Here is a 20,206-nt window from a genome sequence, read left to right as displayed (position 1 = left end):
CCATGTTAAAACCTGAACAGCTTTTCCGCGCTGAAATCCGTGATTTATCCGCCTACCATGTGCAGGATGCGGCGGATTACATTAAACTGGATGCTATGGAAAATCCTTATACCTGGGATGATGAACAAAAGCAGCTTTGGCTGGAAACTCTGGCTGAGGTCAGTGTTAATCGTTATCCTGACCCCGGCGCGGAACAGTTAAAAGCGGAATTGCGCCGCACCATGCAGGTGCCGGATAATAGTGCCATTATTTTGGGTAATGGCTCTGATGAATTAATTCAAATGCTGGCCCTGGCAATTGCCGGGGCAGGGCATAAATTGCTGACCCCGGAACCTGGTTTTGTCATGTACCGTCTGTTGGCACAAATTGCTGGCATGGAATATGTCAGTCTGCCACTGCAAAACAGCAATTTCGACTTAGATAAAGCGGCGATGCTGGCAGCCATTAAAAAACATCAACCTGCGCTGGTATTTTTGGCCTATCCCAATAATCCCACAGGCAATCTGTTTGAACGCAGCACAGTGGAAGCCATTATTCAGGCAACACCAGGGCTGGTGGTGGTTGATGAAGCCTATTGTGCTTTTGCGCAAGACAGCTTTATGGCGGATCTGGAAAAATACCCCAATCTGCTGGTGATGCGCACGGTATCCAAAATTGGGCTGGCAGGCTTGCGCGTGGGCATGTTGGCAGGTGATACACAATGGCTTAATGAGCTGGAAAAAGTGCGCCTGCCATATAATCTGAATGTGTTGTCACAAGCCAGCGCAATTTTTGCACTACAACATTATGAGCGATTGACGGAACAAACACAGAAAATCTGTAAAGATAGAGAGGCTTTGTTTCAGGCGCTGAAAGCCATGCCGCCCGTCCAGGTTTGGCCCAGTCAGGCAAATTTTATTTTATTTCGGGTACCCGATGCGCCTGCGCTATTTGCCAGTTTGAAACAGCAAGGCATTCTAATTAAAAACCTGCATGGCAGCCACTCATTGCTGGAAAACTGTCTGCGGGTGACAGTGGGTAAACCGGATGAAAATCGCCTGTTTCTGGATGCACTGCGTAAGGGTTTGGGGATTTAAGCCGGAATTTTTTTCAGCCACTGTAATGTCCAGTTATTTTCCCCCGCTGGTGACAATACTTTATCACTAATGCCTACACCGGGTACTGCTATCAGCTCATTCTGCCAATAAAGCAAGGGTAAAAAGCCACGTAACCAAGGGGGAATACCTGCCGCTTGCAGGCAGTTTTTCAGACTTTGATGTTGCTTGTGGCGCAACCAACATTCGCCGCCACGCCGAAAACGTACCTCTAGCTGGGTATTAAGCGGCAAACACAAGCCTTTATCAGTAGTGGGCGATGCACGTAACTGTCCCAACGGCAGCGCCAGAGGCATTGCATTTAACGACCATTCCAGCTTGTGCTTAGGGGGGTGTCGCGGCAGTGGCGTCAAGGCATAGAGATTATCCCGGTAGCGGCGTATCTCAGTGTTGCTCCAACATACCAGGGGCTGACGATCCGAGCCTGCCTGTAAAACATTATTTTCGATTTGCATCAGCTTGCGAGCGCTGGGCATTAGAAAGCCGCGTTGTTTTAACCACACCCGTAGCGCATTACTACGTTGCGGATGGCTTAACTTCAACAAGGCTTTAACAGACAGCGTTTGCGCCTGAGTGCCGCAGCAATGTCGTAAATCATGACTGCCTTGTTGTTGCAGTAACTCCCAACTTTCCGCCTGCTGACTTGCGGCGCGATTAAGCGTACCCACCAGACTCGGCCAGCGTTGCTGTAAACTGGGAAGTATCTCATGGCGCAGAAAATTACGATCAAAACGTCGATCCTGGTTACTGGGGTCGTCTATCCACTCCAGTTGCTGTTGCTTGGCCCAGTCTGCTAACTGTTGACGACGCACCTGTAATAAAGGGCGCAATAACCAGGCTTGCCCTAATTGCGCTTGTTGCGGCATTGCCGCAAGACCGGCAGCGCCTGCACCACGAAAAAGTTGTAATAACAGGGTTTCCGCCTGATCATCGGCATGTTGCGCCGTCACTAAAGCTTCAGCGGGTTGCAGCAATTTAGCAAAGGCCTGATAACGGGCTTCCCGTGCCAGCGCCTCCAGGCTTTCCCCGGTATCTTGAGGAATGACAACCGGCACAATCTGGCAGGGGATTTTCAGTGATAAACAGACTTGCTGGCAGTTATCCGCCCAGGCATCCGCCTGAGTTTGCAAACCGTGGTGAATATGCACGGCTGACAAAGGTGGCAAATTCTCTCGCAAAGCCGCTAACAGATGCAGCAGTACCTGAGAATCCAGACCGCCGCTGAAAGCCAGCCACAAACGGGAAACTTGTTTTTCTGCCAATAAAAATTCAAGTTGTTGCTGGACTGTTAAAAGTAGCGATTGAGACGCTTTCACGCTGCACCTTTGCGCCTCTGCGGGAGGAATAACAACTCAATCGTTCACTTGCCCAAGCTGCATAAAACGTTGATAACGTTTTTCCAAAAGCGTGTCTAATGGGGTGCTTTGCAGTGATTTTAGATGTTTTTCCAGTGCATCACCGAGGATTTGCGCCATTGCCTCCGAATTTCGGTGTGCGCCGCCCAGGGGTTCGGGAATCACTTCTTCAATCAGTCCCAGTTCTTGTAAACGGGGTGCTGTCATATTCAAAGCTTCCGCCGCTTCCGGGGCTTTATCGGCACTTTTCCATAAAATTGAAGCGCAGCCTTCGGGGGAAATCACGGAATAGGTACTGTATTGCAGCATATTGACCTGATCGCCTACGCCAATGGCTAAGGCCCCGCCAGAACCACCCTCGCCAATCACCGTGCATAATATCGGTGTCTTCAGCTTCATCATTTCAAACAGATTTTTCGCAATGGCTTCACTTTGCCCACGCTCTTCGGCATCAACGCCGGGATAAGCACCGGGAGTATCGATAAAGGCCAGTACCGGCAGGTTAAAATTCTCAGCCATGTGCATTAAACGCAGGGCTTTACGATAGCCTTCCGGGCGTGGCATACCAAAGTTACGCAGGATTTTTTCTTTGGTATCACGCCCTTTCTGATGCCCCATTACCATCACCGGGATACCGCGCAATCGTGCCAGACCACCCACTAAAGCCGCATCATCAGCAAAATGCCGATCACCGTGCAACTCTTCAAAGTCGGTAAAAATATGTTGAATATAATCCAGCGTATAAGGACGTTGCGGGTGGCGTGACAAGCGGGAAATCTGCCAGGCTGTCAGATCGGCAAAAATTGAAGCGGTAAGCTCTTCACTTTTACCTTGCAGGCGGGAAATTTCATCATTGATATTGATTTCATTGTCATCACTGACATAACGCAATTCATCAATCTTGGCTTCCAGTTCAGCGATTGGCTGTTCAAAGTCCAGAAAATTAATATCCATAAGCAAGTTCTTTAACAAATTCTTCAAAAGAGGTGAGTAAGAACGCACTAAATTCAAGTTGTTTCGTGCGCGTTCCCTAGCAATAGCGCTATAATACCACAGGCCTAAGGAACGAGAATGAAATAAAAGCTGCAACCGGGCACAGGATTTTTGTTCATTTTCAAGGCGCGTAAACAGGCACATAGCCGAGCTATGTAACTGCCTAAGTCCAAATAGGCACAACGCAGAAAATGGAGGAAAAGACCAGCCCAGTTTCTGAAGTTATAAAATTCTCATTCCTAAGTCTGTTGCTGCTTCAGAGAACATTCATTACTTATGCTGTAGCAGCTCAATCTCCGTCCATTGTTTATCATTGCGTCGATGGAAATATTGCGCACATTTTTCCAGATAAAAATAAATAGCCTGATCGTTTGGGCTTTGTTCCTGCAATTGCTGTAACTGTTGCTGCGCTTGTTTAAAATCACCATGAAAATAAGCTTCCAGTGCGGCTTCAAAATCTTCTATTTGTGCCACCTGGATATTTTTATCGACTTCTGGTAAACCATCAAGTATTTCATAAATATTGACTTTTTGTTCCTTACCTTTGACTTGTACCCGGCCCAGGAAACGGTGCATACAGAGATTATCCGGGGCCAGGGCATCCAATAATTGTTCACTGATGATAATCTGGCTGCCATATAATTTATTTAAATCCTCCAAACGCGCGGTGAGGTTGACGGCATCAGAGATCACCGTGCCATCCATACGTTGTGATTCACCGATGGTGCCTAACATCAGGCTGCCAATATGCAGGCTGATACCCACTTGAATCGGCTTGCGCTCCTGGGTTTGGCGTTTTTCATTAAAACGATTAAGCGCATTGAGTAATTCAATGGCAGCGCTTAAACCGTCATCAGGTTTTTCAGGAAATAATGCCATCATGGCATCACCGATATATTTGTCAATAAAACCATGATGATCACGAATCACCGGACTGAGATAACCCAAATATTCATTAATAAAATCAAAATTTTCCTTGGGTGTCATCTGTTCTGATAAATACGTGAAATTACGAATATCAATAAATAAGATGGTCATTTTTTTCTGGGCGTGATCCCCCAGGTACACATCGGTAATAGATTCCTTGCCTAATAGATGCAAAAATTCATGTGGTACAAAATGACTGTAGGCCTTGGTGGTTCGGGTCAGATTGATATGAGCCTGAATTCGGGCTAATAATACTTTGCGGGAAAAAGGCTTGCTTAAATAGTCATTTGCACCAGATTGAAAACCTTCAACTAAATCGTTAATCTGATTTTTAGCGGTCAGCATGATGACGGGTAAGTCGGTAGGTGGATAAGTTTGACGCAGAATACGACAAACCTCAAACCCTGACATTTTTGGCATCATAATATCGAGCAGCACAATGGAAAACAGGCCTTTATTTTTGTCAATAATGTTAAGCGCAGTCGGCCCGTCATAGGCACGGGTAATGCGGTAATTTTCCAGTGACAATTGATTTTCCAGTACCTGCAAATTGACCGGATCATCATCCACAATCAGTACCTGAATATCATTTTCATTATCTGGCGTTGTCGGCAAGTCAGGGTATAATGTGCCTGCCAGTTTCCGATCAGCGGCTTCGGTTTCTTGTTCTTGCAGTTCATTGGCAAATAGAATACTTTCCTGCCACTTTAAATGCTTGAGTGGTTCCCGCATGGTCTGCATCATTTTGGAACGCTCATACGCTTTAGGTAGCGTAAACAGAACAGTGGTACCCTGACCCACTTTAGACTGCACCTGAATGCAACCGTGGTGCAGTTCCACGAGTTTATGGGTGATCGATAAGCCTAAACCCGCGCCGCCATAGCTGCGTTGTGAGGAACTGTCAGCCTGTTCAAAAGAATTAAAAATATGCGCTAATTGTTCTTGTGGAATACCAATACCAGTATCTTCAATACTGATCTCAATCATTTCCCCCAGTTGTTTGGCGGTAATGGTGATATAACCTACCTCTGTAAATTTAATGGCATTGCCAATCAGGTTATAAAACACCTGCTGCAAACGGTTTTCATCGGCTTTAACCAATAAACCAGCGGGTAACTTATTGATCAATTGTAGCCTTTTAGCCTGTTTCAGAGTGCCTGATAAGGTCAGTACAATATCTGCCAGTACTTTGACTTCTAAAGGTTTGAGTTGCAATTCCAGATGTTCATATTTAAGTTGGGAAAAATCCAGAATATTATTAATCAAACTGGACAAGCGCCGTCCGCTCATACTGATCATTGCCAGATTTTGCCGGGTACGCTCAGGGAGATTGCCAGTTGCGCCAGCAATCATGGAGTCAGCAATACCTATAATGCCATTTAAGGGGGTGCGCAGTTCATGTGAGGTATTTGAGAGAAAATCATCTTTCAGATGATCCAGGGTTTTTAGTTCTTCATTTTGTTTTTTAATATGCACCATGGAATGATGCAGGTTTTCGTTCATGATCAATATGCTTTGTTTAAGCACAACCAGTTCATGGCGCACCGGAATTGCAGCAAGTGGATAGGATAAATTGCCCTGTGCAATAATATTCACCGCCCGGGTAATCCGTGCAATTGGCTGGGTAATCCAGGCTGATAACAACAATGCGCTGATAAAGGTGAGTGCAATCGCCAACATGGTAATCAAAATATGTATATCGGTTTTTCTTTGCAGGCTGTCATCAATCATATAGGTGTTATAGGTCAATTCCAGTACTTTGCTGTTATTCTCCTCATATCGCAGTGGGTTTTGGCGAAAATTGCGCGGTTGCACATAAAGATAACGGGTATGACGTTTATCTGCCTGATTTTTAAATTCATATAGGGTCTGAGTTTCATAAACCTGGCGCACAATCGCTTTCAGCGCGGCATTGGCTTTAAAGTCTGGTTGCCCCCAAACCTGACCATTACGACTGAAAATGCGTATATTTTCTAATGCAGGTGTAATAATGCGTAACTTATGGGTGATTTCTAATAAATCCAGGCTTCTGCTCAGTTTTTGAAAAACGTCTTGTTTAAGACTCAGTCTTAATAGATAACGTTTATCCTGGGTGGGTAATAAGGCATCATTACCTAACAGGCCATTGTGCAAGGCATTTTTAACCCCTTCATTGATATAACACCCTTCATGTAAAACCAACTGTAAATGTTGATAATAGTTAGGATGCTGCGTGAAATCCAAGCCCCATTCTTTTTTATTAGTGGTATATTCAACGCTCCCTTGTGGATTGATGATAGAGAGTTCAAATTCCTGATTTAACTGCATTTGTAATGCGGCTAAATCCAGCTTGGAAAGATTGCCGCCTGCATTTTCATAGGCCTGGTTAAATATGCTCAGTCCCTGACGGAATGTTTCATCCAGATTCTGTTCTAATACCTGATAACCCGTTTCTGCCATTTGTACCGCATTAAGGATATGGCTTTCTGTTTGTTGTTGTAATAAATGTTCTGTGCGTTCTAAATCTTCCTGGGTATCATAAAAATTAAACACGGAAATTGCGGCCAGTATTGGCAGAATCAGCAGCAGTATCGCCAGCATTACCGTATATTTCAGTGGAAAATAACGGGCCTGTTTATTTTTTTCCATGAGTTGTTAATGCCTGTTCACATTTATTTTTTTCGGCTCTTTTTATTGCTGGAGCAACGACTGAGCCAAATGACATAAGATTGTTGTCTCTGGTCATGTGCAAAGCGATGAACATCCAGCTCAAGCTCAAAAAAATGACCATCACGGTGCAGACAACGTTGCTTTTCATGATAAAAATTACCATGTGCGCCATTAATAAAGCTGAAATAATGGCGGTAAACAAAGCCATGGCTGTCTACTGGCATGATGGTTTTAAGCGCTGTATCCAATAATTCATCAGTGGAATAACCATGCAATTGTGCATAATGTTGATTGATATAGACGATATTCTGACGACTGTCAGTAATGCAAACGCCGCTTTCCACATTGCCTAAAGCCATAGATAATAAAGATAAATTTTCTTTTACTGCTAACTGTTTTTGCTTTTTATCGGTAATATCTTCACCGACTATCCATTTAGCCCACCCTGAAATCGTGATATGGCGTGAAGCATCTGACCATTTGATAGTACGGTGCTTGCCATCGCTGCACACCAGTTCCATTTCCCAGCTTTCACCAATATTGTAGTGTAGCGGATCTTCACGATAAAAGCGGTATTCAATCTGTGGATATAAATGTGCCAGGGCATTGGGGTTTTCTAAAATCTGCTCTGCGGCATAACCCGTAATATTTTCACATTGGCGATTCCACATCACAATGTCTTGTTTTTGATTAAATGCCATTAGCATAATGGGCATATTTTCAACCAATAAACGCAAGCGGGTTTCATTTTCCTGCAATTGATATATTGCCTGATCCCGCTGTGTGACATCTTCACCTATACCCCATACGGCATAACCTGGAAATTTGATTTCACTGTTTACCGCCCAGGCAATTAATTTGACACTGCCATCTTTACAATGGGTTTTCCACTCTCCCCGGCGGTAGCCTGGATCGGTATCCAGGACTTTTTTTACCGCAGTTTTCATATTTTCCCGGTAACTGGCATCCGGGTATAACCAGTGCAAGGCTTGTGGGTTATTGAGCATTTCAATGGCGGCATAACCGGTCACGCGCTCACATTCTTTATTCCACAATACAATATTGCCTTTTTCATCCAGTGCATCAACCATAATGGGGAGTTTATCCACCGCTTTGCTCAGGCGTTGTTCATTTTCTTTCAGTTGTCTTTGTGCCTGCTTTTGTTCGGTTAAATCTTCGCCTATACCCCATACAGCAAAACCAGGAATTCGAATCGCGCTATTAACGGCCCAGGAAATCGTTTTGTAACTGCCATCTTTACAATGGGTTAACCACTGCCCCTGATAATAACCCGGTTCACTTTCCATAACGCGATGCAGTGCGCCTTTCATTTTATCGCGCAAATCAGGGTTAGGATACAACAGCCTTAGTGCATCCGGGTTATCCAGGATTTCATCTGCCGTATACCCCGTTACCCGCTCACACTCAAGGTTCCACAATACAAAAACACCGTTTTCATCCAGCGCATCGACCATAATCGGTAAATTACTTAATACCAGTTGCATCCGACTTTCATTTTCCTGGGCCAGACGCAGTGTTTGTTTGTAAATCGTGACATCACGAAACAACATCAAAATGATATTAGCGCCTTGATGTTGCAGATAGGATACTTCAATCTCAGCTTCAAATAACCCCTGATAATGATGTTGCATGACCCAGTTTCTGGGGAAACTTTGCTGGTCTTTAACCAGTTCATACCAGGCTTGACGCACTTGCCCGTATAAATAATCAGGAAACAAGCTTAATAATTGTCGACCCAATAAATCGCTCTCTTTGGTATAACCAAATATATCCAGAAATACAGGATTTAAGCAGATAATTTTTCCCTGAGCATTTAATAAAATGATACCGGCACTGATCTGGTTAAACATCATTTCCATCAAATCCGGCATTTGCCAGAGTTGTTTACCAGGGGTAGTGCAGGGTTCAATGTCACAGGGTTTCACTGCTGTGCTTATTGCCAGATTGCTACAATCTTGTTCAACCGTTTCAGGGATGCCGGTCACATACACGCATTGCTCGGCTTCAAGCCAATGAAGCTGCCAGAAAACCGGGTGTATGTCTGTATTTTTATCCTGCAAACAGGCGCGCAGCGTTTGCAACTGCTGTTCTGGCAATTGTTGCCATATTTGCCTGAAAACCGGCTCATCTTCCGGGAGCAGAAGTGCTGACAGCGATGAACCAGAAAAATTCAAAGTCTCTGAATGTAATAAACTGGCCCAGGTCTCGTTATACTGCAAAAATCTTCCCTGCAAATCCAAAGTCGCAAACAAGGCAGCGCTATGTTGGAAGAAATCTGCATTCATTATTGATTGACCACCTTATTGTGTCCAGTTGCTTGCACCTGATACAAAGCACTATCAAGCCATTTCATAATATCATCCATTGATAAGGAGTGAGGATAAAATAAATACAGAAACTGGGTGCAGGATTTTTATTTATTTTCAAGGCGTGAAAACAGGCGTATAGCAAGCTATGTAACTGTTTTCGGAACGCAGAAAATGGAGAAAAAGACCAGCCAGGTTGCTGAAGTTATAAAATTCTCGCTCCTAAGGAGCGAGTAAGCCTGTGTTTGAATAATACGAGCTAAATACTTTGCTAGCAGTGAATCAGGCTTGATAATTTTTTCAATAGATTCTGCATTTTTTATGCATTCGCATCTCATGCAGTAAATAAAACAATACCGGATTTTGCAAGAATACGATACAATCCGTGCAGATTTTTTCATTATTTTTCATTCATTGCACAAACTAAGGAGAATGCGATGCTGATTTCCATGCGTCAATTACTTGATTATGCAGCTGAAAACGGGTTTGGTATGCCCGCATTTAATGTTAACAATATGGAGCAGGTTCACGCTATCATGCAGGCGGCTGATGCAACTGACAGCCCGGTTATCATGCAGGGTTCCGCTGGTGCGCGTTCCTATGCTGGCGAGCCTTTCCTGCGTCATTTGATTTCTGCTGCCATTGAAATGTATCCACACATTCCAGTGGTAATGCACCAGGATCATGGGAGTGAACCAGCGGTTTGTCTGCGTTCTATCCAAAGTGGTTTCAGTTCGGTAATGATGGACGGTTCTTTGATGGCCGACATGAAAACCCCGTCCAGCTTTGAATACAATGTTGAAGTTACCAAAAATGTTGTCGATATGGCACATGCTGGTGGCGTTTCCGTAGAAGGCGAACTGGGCTGCCTGGGTTCTCTGGAAACCGGTGAAATGGGCGAAGAAGATGGTCATGGCGCAGAGGGTAAACTCGATACTGATCAACTGCTGACCGACCCTGAAGAAGCTGCAAAATTTGTTGAACTGACTGGCGTAGATGCTTTAGCGATTGCGATTGGCACCAGCCACGGTGCTTACAAATTCACCCGTCCACCGACAGGTGATATCCTGGCGATCAACCGCATTAAAGAAATCCATGATCGGATTCCTAACACCCATCTGGTGATGCACGGTTCTTCTTCTGTACCACAGGAATGGTTAAAAATCATCAATGACTTTGGTGGTGACATGGCACAAACCTATGGCGTACCGGTTGAAGAAATTCAAGAAGGCATTAAACACGGCGTGGCTAAGGTCAATATCGATACTGACCTGCGTATGGCCTCTACCGGTTCCGTGCGTCGTCACTTGCAGGATAACCCTTCCAACTTTGACCCTCGTAAATTCCTCAAAGAATCTACCAAAGGCATGATGGAAATCTGTAAAGCCCGTTATGAAGCCTTTGGCTGTGCAGGTCACGCATCAAAAATCAAAGTTGTTTCATTAGAAAAAATGATTGATTTTTACAAATAATAAGGAGTAGAAACGTAGCACTGCTACGCCTTCTACAGAAATGAAAAGAAAACACTGCTTTTAGCAGTGTTTTCTTTTTTAAAAGGAAGCAAAATGAAACTGGCAATTTTTGACTTGGATAACACCCTGCTTGGCGGTGACAGCGATGAAAGCTGGGGTGATTTTATGGTGGAACTGGGCCTGCGTGACGCGGAAACTTATGGACAGAAAAACCAGGCTTTTTATCAGGATTACCTCAACGGCACGCTGGATATTTTTGCCTTTCAGCGTTTTATGCTGGAAGTGGTGACAGAACATCCGCTGGAACAGATGCTAGAATGGCGCAGCCAGTTTTTGGAACAAAAAATCAAACCGATTTTATTACCTAAAGCCTTTGATTTAATTAAATCACATCGTCAACAAGGCCATGAATTATTAATTATCACCGCAACTAATCGTTTTATTACCGGCCCCATTGCCGAGCTTCTTGGCATTGAAGACATGCTTGCCACCGAGCCAGAAATGCTTGATGGGCAATATACCGGCGATCTGACCGGCACCCCTTGTTTTGCTGAAGGTAAAATCACGCGCTTAAAAGCCTGGCTGGAGGAACGCGGCGCTTCGCTGGAACAGGAAAATCTGGAAACCTGGTTTTACAGCGACTCCCGCAATGACACCCCCTTGCTGGAACAAGTCACCCACCCATTTGCCGTAGACCCCGATCCGACCTTAAAACAAACCGCGCAGGCGCGTGGCTGGGAGATTATTAGCTTGCGCTAAGGCGGAGCAGCATCGCTTCACCCGCCATTAACAGCACTTTCCCAAGACGCAACCCCATCGGGGTTGTTTGGTATGAATGTTATTTTCCCTGGGAGCGCCGACTTCCAGTCGGCACGGGCGACTGAAAGCCACCCGCCCCAGGGCTGGCAGAATGCCAGCGTTCCCAGGGGACACACAAAAGACTCGGAATCAGTGATTATTCGCCTTCCTCAATCTGCACCAGTGTTTCATCCGGGCTGACAGCATCGCCTTTTTGCACATAAACCGCCTTGACCACACCCGCGATAGGAGACTGAATTTCAGTTTCCATTTTCATCGCTTCAGTGACCAAAATCGGTTGCCCCATCTCAATCTCATCGCCCTCTTTAACCAATACCTCAACGATATTTCCCGGCATACTGGTGGTGACATCGCCTTCCGCTACCGGTCTTGGTCGCCTGCCAGCAATCGCGTCTTTGACCGCGCCTTTGGCACCACCATCGAGCACTACCTCGTCCAGTGTTTGGATCAATACATCAGCAGGCACACCATCGACAGTGAAATAGAAATGGCGCTCACTCTCATGTTTGTGACCAGCCCCCGTCACCTTGACGTGATAGGATTCACCATGCAAGTTGATATTGAATTCGGTAGGTGCCCTGTTACTACTACTGGCATCGGTATTTGTTGCAGTCTTGGGTGGTTCCAGGGCTTCCGGTACCAAGGTACCAGCGGCACGTTCTTCCAGGAATTTCCGTCCAACTTCCGGGAACATGGCAAAGGAAAGCACGTCTTCTTCAGATTTTGCTAATGGGCCAATTTCATCATGCAGACGCACTAACTCAGGTTTAAGTAAGTCTGCGGGACGGCATTCAATCAATTCTTCGCTACCAATGGCTTGTTGTTGCAGATCGAAGTTCACTGCGGCTGGCGCTTGACCATAACCACCCTGTAAGTAACGCTTCACTTCGTTGGTAATGGTTTGATAACGCTTGTCAGTCAGCACATTAAGCACCGCCTGGGTACCCACAATCTGTGAGCTTGGCGTGACCAGTGGCGGATAACCCAGATCCTTGCGCACGGCAGGAATCTCGGCTAACACCTCGTTCATGCGATTCAGCGCGCTCTGTTCGCGCAACTGATTCGCCAGATTGGAAATCATGCCACCCGGTACCTGGTTAACCTGTACCCGGGTATCCACACCTGTGTAATCACTCTCGAACTGGTGGTATTTTTTGCGTACGGAAAAGAAATAGAGGCCGATTGCCTGGATAGCTTCAAGATCCAGATCCGTATCGTATTCCGTGTTGCGCAGGGCCGCGACCATACTTTCCGTAGGTGTATGAGAAGTGCCGCCTGCCCATGAGGAAATCGCGGTATCGATATGGTTACAGCCATTCTCTATCGCTTTAAGCTGGCACATTTCCGACTGCCCGGCTGTGGAATGACAATGCAGATGCAGCGGCAGATCCACGGCATCCTTGAGCGCCTTGACCAATTCACCAGTGGCATAAGGGGTCAACAACCCGGCCATATCCTTAATACAGATAGATGCGCAGCCCATGGCTTGCAGTTCCCGCCCCATAGCGACAAATCCGGCGATATCATGAACCGGACTCACGGTGTAGCAGATAGTACCCTGAGCGTGTTTCTCTGCATCCCCGGTTGCTTCAATAGCGGTGCGCAGATTGCGCAGATCGTTGAGCGCATCGAAAATACGGAATACGTCCATGCCATTGCCAGCAGCTTTATGTACAAAGGCACGTACCACATCATCTGAGTAGTGACGGTATCCCAGCAGGTTCTGACCGCGCAGTAACATTTGCAGGCGGGTCTTAGGCAGGGCTGCACGCAGTTTGCGCAGGCGCTCCCAGGGATCTTCCTTGAGAAAACGCAGACAGGCATCAAAAGTGGCCCCACCCCAACATTCCAGCGACCAATAGCCGATATCGTCGAGCTTGTCGCAAATGGGCAGCATGTCCTCAGTACGCATGCGGGTTGCAATCAGCGATTGATGCGCATCGCGCAGAATGACATCAGTAATATGTACTTTATTGTTCATTGATAAGCTCCAGGTTAAAGACCTGTATGTGCGACTGTTGCCGCTGCCAGTACCAGCGCCAGGTCTTCACGGCTGAGTTTTTGAGAGTATTCGATAAGTTCAGGGTGCGCTTCGACGAAACCGGTATTAAAGTTTCCAGCACGAAACTGGGGATGATGCAGAATTTGCAGATAGTAGGGAATCGTGGTTTTGATACCATGCAATCCCATATCACGCAAGGCGCGCTCACCACGATTGACGGCATCTTCCCAGTCCAGCGCCCAAACGATGACCTTAGCCAGCATTGAATCGTAATGCGGGGGAACCTTATAACCGGTATAGATGGCGGTATCAGTGCGCACACCGGGGCCACCCGGCGCATAGTAACGGGAAATGCGCCCGAAAGTGGGGAGAAAACCATTTTTTGGATCTTCAGCATTGACCCGGAACTGAATGGCAAAGCCACGACGCACAATTTCATGCTGTTGGAAGCGTAGCTTCAAGCCAGCCGCCACGCGAATCTGTTCTTCGACAATATCGACAAAGGTAATGGTTTCGGTAATCGTATGCTCAACCTGTACCCGCGTGTTCATTTCCATGAAATAAAAACGCCCGTCAGCATCCAGCAAAAACTCAACGGTACCCGCATTGGTATAACCCACGGCCTTGGAGGCCAGCACCGCCAAACCACCAATATATTGACGTTGCGCCTCATCCAGTTGTGGTGAGGGTGCGATCTCAATCAACTTCTGGTTACGCCGCTGAATCGAGCAATCACGTTCATACAAGTGTATGGCGTTGCCGTGGTGATCCGCCAATACCTGCACCTCAATATGGCGCGGGTTGACGATACACTTTTCCATGAAAATATCAGCGCGGCCAAAGGCCTTGGTGGCCTCGGAAATGACCCGATCAAAATTCCGGCGTAATTCCTCGACCGTATCACAGCGACGAATGCCGCGTCCACCACCGCCGGAAGTGGCTTTTAACATGATAGGATAGCCAAATGTATCAGCCAGTTTCACTGCCTGTTCTACGCTTTCCAGATTACCATCAGAACCCGGTATCACCGGCAAGCCTGCTGCTTTCATGGCATCACGCGCTTCGGTCTTATCACCCATGCGTTGAATTACTTCAGCCGTTGGGCCGATGAAAGTGATACCACGGCGCGCGCAGGCAGCAGCCAGTTCCGGATTTTCCGAGAGAAAGCCATAACCTGGGTGAAGTGCATCACAGCCTGTTGCAACGGCTAGATTGACAATGCGATGCACATTCAAATAGCCCGTCAGCGGATCACTACCGAGGTTATAGGCTTCATCGGCCTTTTTGACGTGCAGCGAAAAGCTATCGGCTTCCGCATAGATGGCTACCGAACGTATACCCATCTCAGCACAGGCGCGAATGATGCGAACCGCAATCTCACCCCGGTTGGCGATCAGTATCTTACGAATCATGATCAAATACCTTTAATGTTTTTTTAAGGAGACAGACATATTTTAACATTGTTGTTTCCCTCTTTTGTGAGCTTCTGTTGATATTTAGGATAAAATGAGTTTTTAGTGCGTAATGTACTGACAAGACGCAAAATCTAAGTACACATTACATCCTGCCAGGACTGCGCCACACCTTGCCGCAGCGTCTGAAAACTATCATCCGACACCTTCGCCTTTTGATTTTGCAGTGCCAGACGATGGGTTTCCGCGCGGTAACAACGATACGCCTCCGCCAGGGTTTGGCATTGTGCCTGTGACCAGATTTCCAGATTCTGGAAATATTCCAGCAGCGGCAACATACCGGTGGTTTCCAGCAATTGCGGATATTCCCAGGCATGTGCTAATACACCATATTGCAGCATAAATTCAATATCTACAATGCCGCCAACGCCTTGTTTGAGATCAAAGTTGTCGGTATCGCTGCTGTCGAGGTTATCGCGCATTTTCCGGCGCATGTCGCAAATGTCGGTTTTTAATTTTTCAACATCACGCTGCTGGCTTAAAATCTGTTTGCGAATTTTCTCAAAACCTGCAATGCAATCGGCATCGCCGCCAACGGCACGGGCGCGGATTAAAGCCTGATGCTCCCAGGTCCAGGCGTTGTTTTGCTGATAGTCGGAAAAAGCATTCAGGCTGCTGACCAGTAAACCGGAATTACCGCCGGGGCGCAGACGGGGGTCGATTTCATATAAAATACCGCCGCCGGTGCGGGTGCTGAGTACATGGGTCAAGCGCCCGACCAGGCGCGAAAAATATACGGCATTGTCAATGCTTTTAGTGCCATCGGTATATTGCCCCTTGCCCTGGCTGTCATGCAAAAACACCAAATCCAAATCCGAGCTATAACTCAATTCAATGCCGCCGGATTTGCCATAGGCGATAATACAAAAACCCGCCTGACGGCGCTGCTCCTGATTATCTGTGCAATAGGGCAGGCCGTGTTTTTCCTGGAGGATATAACTGACCAGTTCCAGACTATGGCGCAGGATGCTGTCGGCAATGGCAGACAAATAATCACTGGCGCGTTCCGTATTACACACGCCACTGAGTTCGGCTGCACCCACCCGTAATACCTGGGCGCGTTTGAATTCGCGCAGACTGTCCATTTGCAGTTCCAGGTCTTCTTCCGGGATATGCGCCAGACGCGCACGCAATGCCTGATCAACCAGTGCAGAATCACCCAAATCATAGAGTTTTTGCCCATCAAGCAATTCATCCAGCAATAGTGGGTAACGGATGATTTGCGCGGCTATCCATTCACTCTGGCTGCACAGTTGTATCAGATGGTGCAAAGCCTGGGGATGTTCCAATAGCAGCGCCAGATAAACGCTGCGGCGGGTGATGGCTTCCACCAGACGCAAACTGTGTTGCAGGGTGGTTTTTGAATTTGTAGTCTGGGAAACCTCGGTCAGTAACAAGGGCATGAGTTGCTGCAAACGCCGTTGCGCCTGCGCGCTTTGCTGGCGCATGACTTTGGTGGCGGCTAAATCACATAACTGGCGCAATGCCTCATGCGGATCGCTAAAACCACTTTGTTGCAGCAGTTGCAGCGCAAGGCCATCATCCCGCTCTTCCGCCTGCAATACCTGACTCCATAATACGTGCAGATTTTCCAGCCGGACTGCCGCTGCATTTTCAGCCTCCGTAGCGGTTGATGATACTTCTGCACTTTCTTCTTCCGGCGCGATTAAGGTCTTAAAATGCCCGGCAACATGCTGGCGGTGTTGATCCAGCACTACCATAAATGCATCCCAATCAGCAAAACCCAACATCCAGACCAGACGCTGTTGATCAGTTTCATTTTCTGGTAATTGCTGGGTTTGCGCATCTTCCATTAACTGGATGCGGTGCTCAACCCGGCGCAGGAAAATATAGGCGACTTGTAATTGTTCAACGGTGCTTGCTGGCAGGTAATCATAGGCTTGTAAATGCGCCAGCGTGGTCAATAAATGGCGGGTTTGCAGACCCGGTTCACGACCACCGCGTAATAACTGAAAAACCTGGACAATAAACTCAATTTCGCGGATGCCACCATGCCCCAGTTTGATATTTTGCTGCTTGCTTAAACGCCGCACTTCACGGTCAATCTGGGTTTTCAGATCACGCAATGACTCAAACGCGGTAAAATCCAGATAACGCCGATAAATAAAGGGTGTCAGCATTTTTTGTAACTGATTTTTATCCGTCTCACTACCGGTAACAAAACGGGCTTTAACCAGCGCGTAACGCTCCCATTCACGGGCATGAATCTGATAATAATCTTCCATTGCCGAAAAACTGACCGCCATCGGGCCACTGCCGCCAAACGGACGCAAACGCATATCAACGCGAAACACAAAGCCGTATGCAGTCTGGGTATTGAGCAATTGAATCAGCTTTTGCCCCAGCTTGATAAAATATTCCTGGTTACTCAGGCAGCGCTGTCCGTTTTCCTTGCTGCCGTCGGTTTCACCGTTTTCCGGGAACACATAAATCAGGTCAATATCGGATGAGAAATTTAATTCCCGACCACCGAGTTTGCCCATGCCAATCACCAGCAGTGATTGCAAATCACCTTGCTTGTTGCGTGGTTTGCCAAAACGTTTACTCAGCGTATGAGAAAGGCGTTCCACCGTGTCTTGAATCACCACGTCCGCCAGGTTGGAAATATCTTTCAGATTATCATGTATGTCAGCCAGGCCAACAATATCACGCCAGGCAATGCGCACCATTTCCCGTTGCCGAAACTGACGCAGATTTTCCATCCAGGCGCTTTCTTCCAAGGGTGTTTCGTAAGCCCCCAGCATATCTTGTAATTTTTTGCGCATGATGCCCGCACCATTGCTTAGCACATCGGCTGCATTTGACCCATCGTCATAGGCTGTCAATAAATCACCAGAGTCCATAAAATCTTGTAATAAACCGGGATATAAACGGCATTGTCTTACAATAAACGGGCTGCAAGTCCAGACTTTTTCTAACTCCGGCAGGTTTTCCGGTGCTTGCTCAAATAAATCTTCAGGCAGGTTTTGTTGTGTGATAATTTCCTGACATTGATGTTGCGCTTGCTGCCAAGCCATTGTCAGTGAGGCAGGGCAAAGTGTGTTATTAGAACTTGGCATACATGATAATCCATTATAGGTATTTTTATAAAACTGGCACGCTATCTGCATTGAGTGATGCAGCCACCGCAAAGCCAATTCCTACCTGGCTTTAAGTGGCAAGGTACTTCGGGTGGTTGGGCGCTCCCGAAGTACCGTTTTTCTTCCCTTCGCTGATGTCTCAGCTTTTTTCCAGTCTTGCAGAAAAAATAATTCACTTCATACAAATTGGCTTCACGCACAATAATATACACGATCTCAGTAAATCCAGTGAATGTTGAAAAATATGGCCTTGCTTTTGCGTAGATAGTGATATCTTTGTCATTAAACGTAAAGAGTATCCGCTCATGAAACAATATCCATTGCTATTATTGATTTTATTATTGTGGAATACCCCGATTTTTGCTGCCAATTTGATGGTCACCCCAACAAAAGTGGACATCAATCCCAAACATAAAAGTGTCGCCTTAAAGATTATGAATCGGCAGAATAAAGCCGTTAAACTACAGGTTTTTATCAAGGCATGGTCGCAGGATGAAAATGGGAAAACCTTATTGGGGAAAAGTTCAGGCTTGATTATTTATCCCAAACTACTGACGATTGAAGCGCAAGGTGAGCGCCCGGTGCGCGTGGCTTACCAAGGAACCTGGCCGAACACGGAACAAGCCTTTCGCCTGTTTATAGATGAACTGCCACCGAAAAACACCAAGCAGGGCATAGGCGTGGTCATGCCGGTGCATCTGAGTATTCCAGTGTTTTTAAAAAACAACAGCGCTTCTGGCAAACCCAGTTTAAATATTTTCAAGTTGGAAAAAACGCCCAGATATTTGAAAATAGGCATTCACAATACGGGAAAACAACACTTTCGCATCAATCAGCTACAGGCGCAATTATTTGATAAACGTGGTAAGGCCTTAGACACGCTTAGCAAAGCTGGTTGGTATGTATTACCGGATGGACACGTATTTTTCAGTCTGCCCTGGAAACAAAAAATCTGTAAAAAAGCCCGACGCGCCAAAGTAGCACTGACTATCCAGAATCAAACAACAACCCATGCATTGTCTTTATCGGGTAAAGATTGTCAATAGGCTGTTTTTATCAAAAAATATACTGTTTTATTTTCCATCCATATCATAACGGGGGAAATTCGTTTAAGCGATTGTGCCACAGCCCCCATACAAATCTCACTGGACGTGGGACAATATGCCGATAGGCATTTCAACACCCGCGCCATGTCAGCCAGCGTTTAACGGTGGGTATGGGAATGCATAAAATCTATGCGCGGATACCTGCCGAACAATTGCTACAAGCCGGCATTTATCAGGACAATGTGTGGGTTGTTATTGAGCAGTAAAAATCAGGAAAATGACATCAATAATCAATTTCGCTCACGGCCTTAATTGATTATTGATGTTATTGTTTATTTCCAGCTAACAATATCTTCGTTTTCACCTTCACCGCCTTCCTGGCCATCAGGCCCCATAGAATATAAATCATACGGGTTATTATGGCGTCCAGGTTTACGATATTGGTAGTCATTACCCCAGGGATCTTGAGGCAAGGATTGTTTTTTCAGATAAGGCCCGTTCCAGCGTTTATTGCTGCCTGGGTTTTTAATCAAAGCATCGAGGTTTGCAGGGTATTTCCCTACATCCAGCCGGTAACTGTCCAGTGCGGTTTCCAGCGCACTGATCTGGCCTTTTGCGCCATCACGTTGCGCGCCACCAAAACTATCAATAATATTAGGTACTGCCAGACCCGCCAGCATTGCTATAATGGCCATGACAATCAGTAACTCCATTAAGGTGAAGCCGCTTTGTCTGTGTTTGTGTTGCCTTTTATATTTTATTTGAATTTTTTGTAAAGAATAAGGATGCATTTTGTAACCTCTTGTTTTGTAAATTATGCGTTCATATATTCTGAAGACAGGGTTTAGTTTCAGCTATTTGTATAATAATCCCTAATCAAGAAAACCCAGTGATTTTATGACTGAACGGTCATGTTTTCATGCTGCTTTCAAGTCATAAAATAATTTTA

12 protein-coding genes are annotated in these 20,206 nt (G+C 46.2%); 4 read left to right on the top strand and 8 right to left on the bottom strand.

Annotated elements, in window-relative coordinates; genetic code table 11:
• The first annotated feature begins 2 nt into the window (after positions 1-2).
• Positions 3-1,076, top strand: coding sequence for a histidinol-phosphate transaminase (gene hisC, locus QUF61_RS07725; protein ID WP_103920623.1), 1,074 nt, complete (start codon positions 3-5; stop codon positions 1,074-1,076).
• On the opposite strand, the gene tilS is transcribed toward hisC, so the two are convergent.
• The 4 genes from tilS to QUF61_RS07705 form a co-directional block, all read right to left on the bottom strand.
• Complete coding sequence (tilS, locus tag QUF61_RS07720; protein WP_289681235.1) at positions 1,073-2,410, bottom strand: tRNA lysidine(34) synthetase TilS; 1,338 nt, start codon at positions 2,408-2,410, stop codon at positions 1,073-1,075. The two genes, hisC and tilS, sit on opposite strands and share 4 nt — an antisense overlap.
• Positions 2,411-2,446: 36 nt before the next feature.
• Entirely contained in the window at positions 2,447-3,403 is a 957-nt protein-coding gene (accA, locus tag QUF61_RS07715) for an acetyl-CoA carboxylase carboxyl transferase subunit alpha (RefSeq protein WP_289681234.1), read from the bottom strand.
• Between the two features lie 309 nt (positions 3,404-3,712).
• The gene (locus QUF61_RS07710) at positions 3,713-6,997 is read right to left on the bottom strand and encodes an ATP-binding protein (RefSeq protein ID WP_289681233.1); all 3,285 of its coding nucleotides are present in this window, start codon (positions 6,995-6,997) and stop codon (positions 3,713-3,715) included.
• A gap of 23 nt (positions 6,998-7,020) precedes the next feature.
• On the bottom strand, positions 7,021-9,324 hold the full coding sequence (locus QUF61_RS07705) for a PAS domain-containing protein (protein ID WP_289681232.1): 2,304 nt from the start codon (positions 9,322-9,324) through the stop codon (positions 7,021-7,023).
• A 458-nt stretch (positions 9,325-9,782) separates the two neighbouring features.
• Between QUF61_RS07705 and fba the strand changes: the two genes are divergently transcribed.
• Complete coding sequence (gene fba, locus QUF61_RS07700; protein WP_103920628.1) at positions 9,783-10,817, top strand: class II fructose-bisphosphate aldolase; 1,035 nt, start codon at positions 9,783-9,785, stop codon at positions 10,815-10,817.
• A 93-nt stretch (positions 10,818-10,910) separates the two neighbouring features.
• A complete protein-coding gene (locus tag QUF61_RS07695; RefSeq protein WP_289681231.1) occupies positions 10,911-11,576 on the top strand; it encodes a histidinol-phosphatase in 666 nt (221 codons plus the stop codon).
• A gap of 196 nt (positions 11,577-11,772) precedes the next feature.
• Here the strand turns inward: QUF61_RS07695 and oadA are convergent, their stop codons facing one another.
• From oadA to glnE, 3 genes are all read right to left on the bottom strand, one after another.
• On the bottom strand, positions 11,773-13,617 hold the full coding sequence (gene oadA, locus QUF61_RS07690; RefSeq protein WP_289681230.1) for a sodium-extruding oxaloacetate decarboxylase subunit alpha: 1,845 nt from the start codon (positions 13,615-13,617) through the stop codon (positions 11,773-11,775).
• 14 nt (positions 13,618-13,631) lie between these two features.
• On the bottom strand, positions 13,632-15,050 hold the full coding sequence (locus QUF61_RS07685) for an acetyl-CoA carboxylase biotin carboxylase subunit (RefSeq protein ID WP_103920631.1): 1,419 nt from the start codon (positions 15,048-15,050) through the stop codon (positions 13,632-13,634).
• Between the two features lie 134 nt (positions 15,051-15,184).
• The gene (gene glnE / locus QUF61_RS07680) at positions 15,185-18,190 is read right to left on the bottom strand and encodes a bifunctional [glutamate--ammonia ligase]-adenylyl-L-tyrosine phosphorylase/[glutamate--ammonia-ligase] adenylyltransferase (RefSeq protein WP_289681229.1); all 3,006 of its coding nucleotides are present in this window, start codon (positions 18,188-18,190) and stop codon (positions 15,185-15,187) included.
• 326 nt (positions 18,191-18,516) lie between these two features.
• On the opposite strand from glnE, the gene QUF61_RS07675 reads away from it, so the two are divergent.
• Positions 18,517-19,257, top strand: coding sequence for a fimbrial biogenesis chaperone (locus QUF61_RS07675; RefSeq protein ID WP_289681228.1), 741 nt, complete (start codon positions 18,517-18,519; stop codon positions 19,255-19,257).
• A 332-nt stretch (positions 19,258-19,589) separates the two neighbouring features.
• Here the strand turns inward: QUF61_RS07675 and gspG are convergent, their stop codons facing one another.
• On the bottom strand, positions 19,590-20,048 hold the full coding sequence (gspG, locus tag QUF61_RS07670) for a type II secretion system major pseudopilin GspG (RefSeq protein WP_103920635.1): 459 nt from the start codon (positions 20,046-20,048) through the stop codon (positions 19,590-19,592).
• Positions 20,049-20,206: the final 158 nt, after the last annotated feature.

It is taken from the genome of Candidatus Venteria ishoeyi (genome assembly GCF_030378065.1).
GTDB classification, from domain to species: Bacteria; Pseudomonadota; Gammaproteobacteria; order Beggiatoales; family Beggiatoaceae; genus Venteria; species Venteria ishoeyi.
The sequence above is the reverse complement of the archived record's forward strand: the minus strand, read 5'-3'. Positions and strand labels throughout refer to the sequence as shown.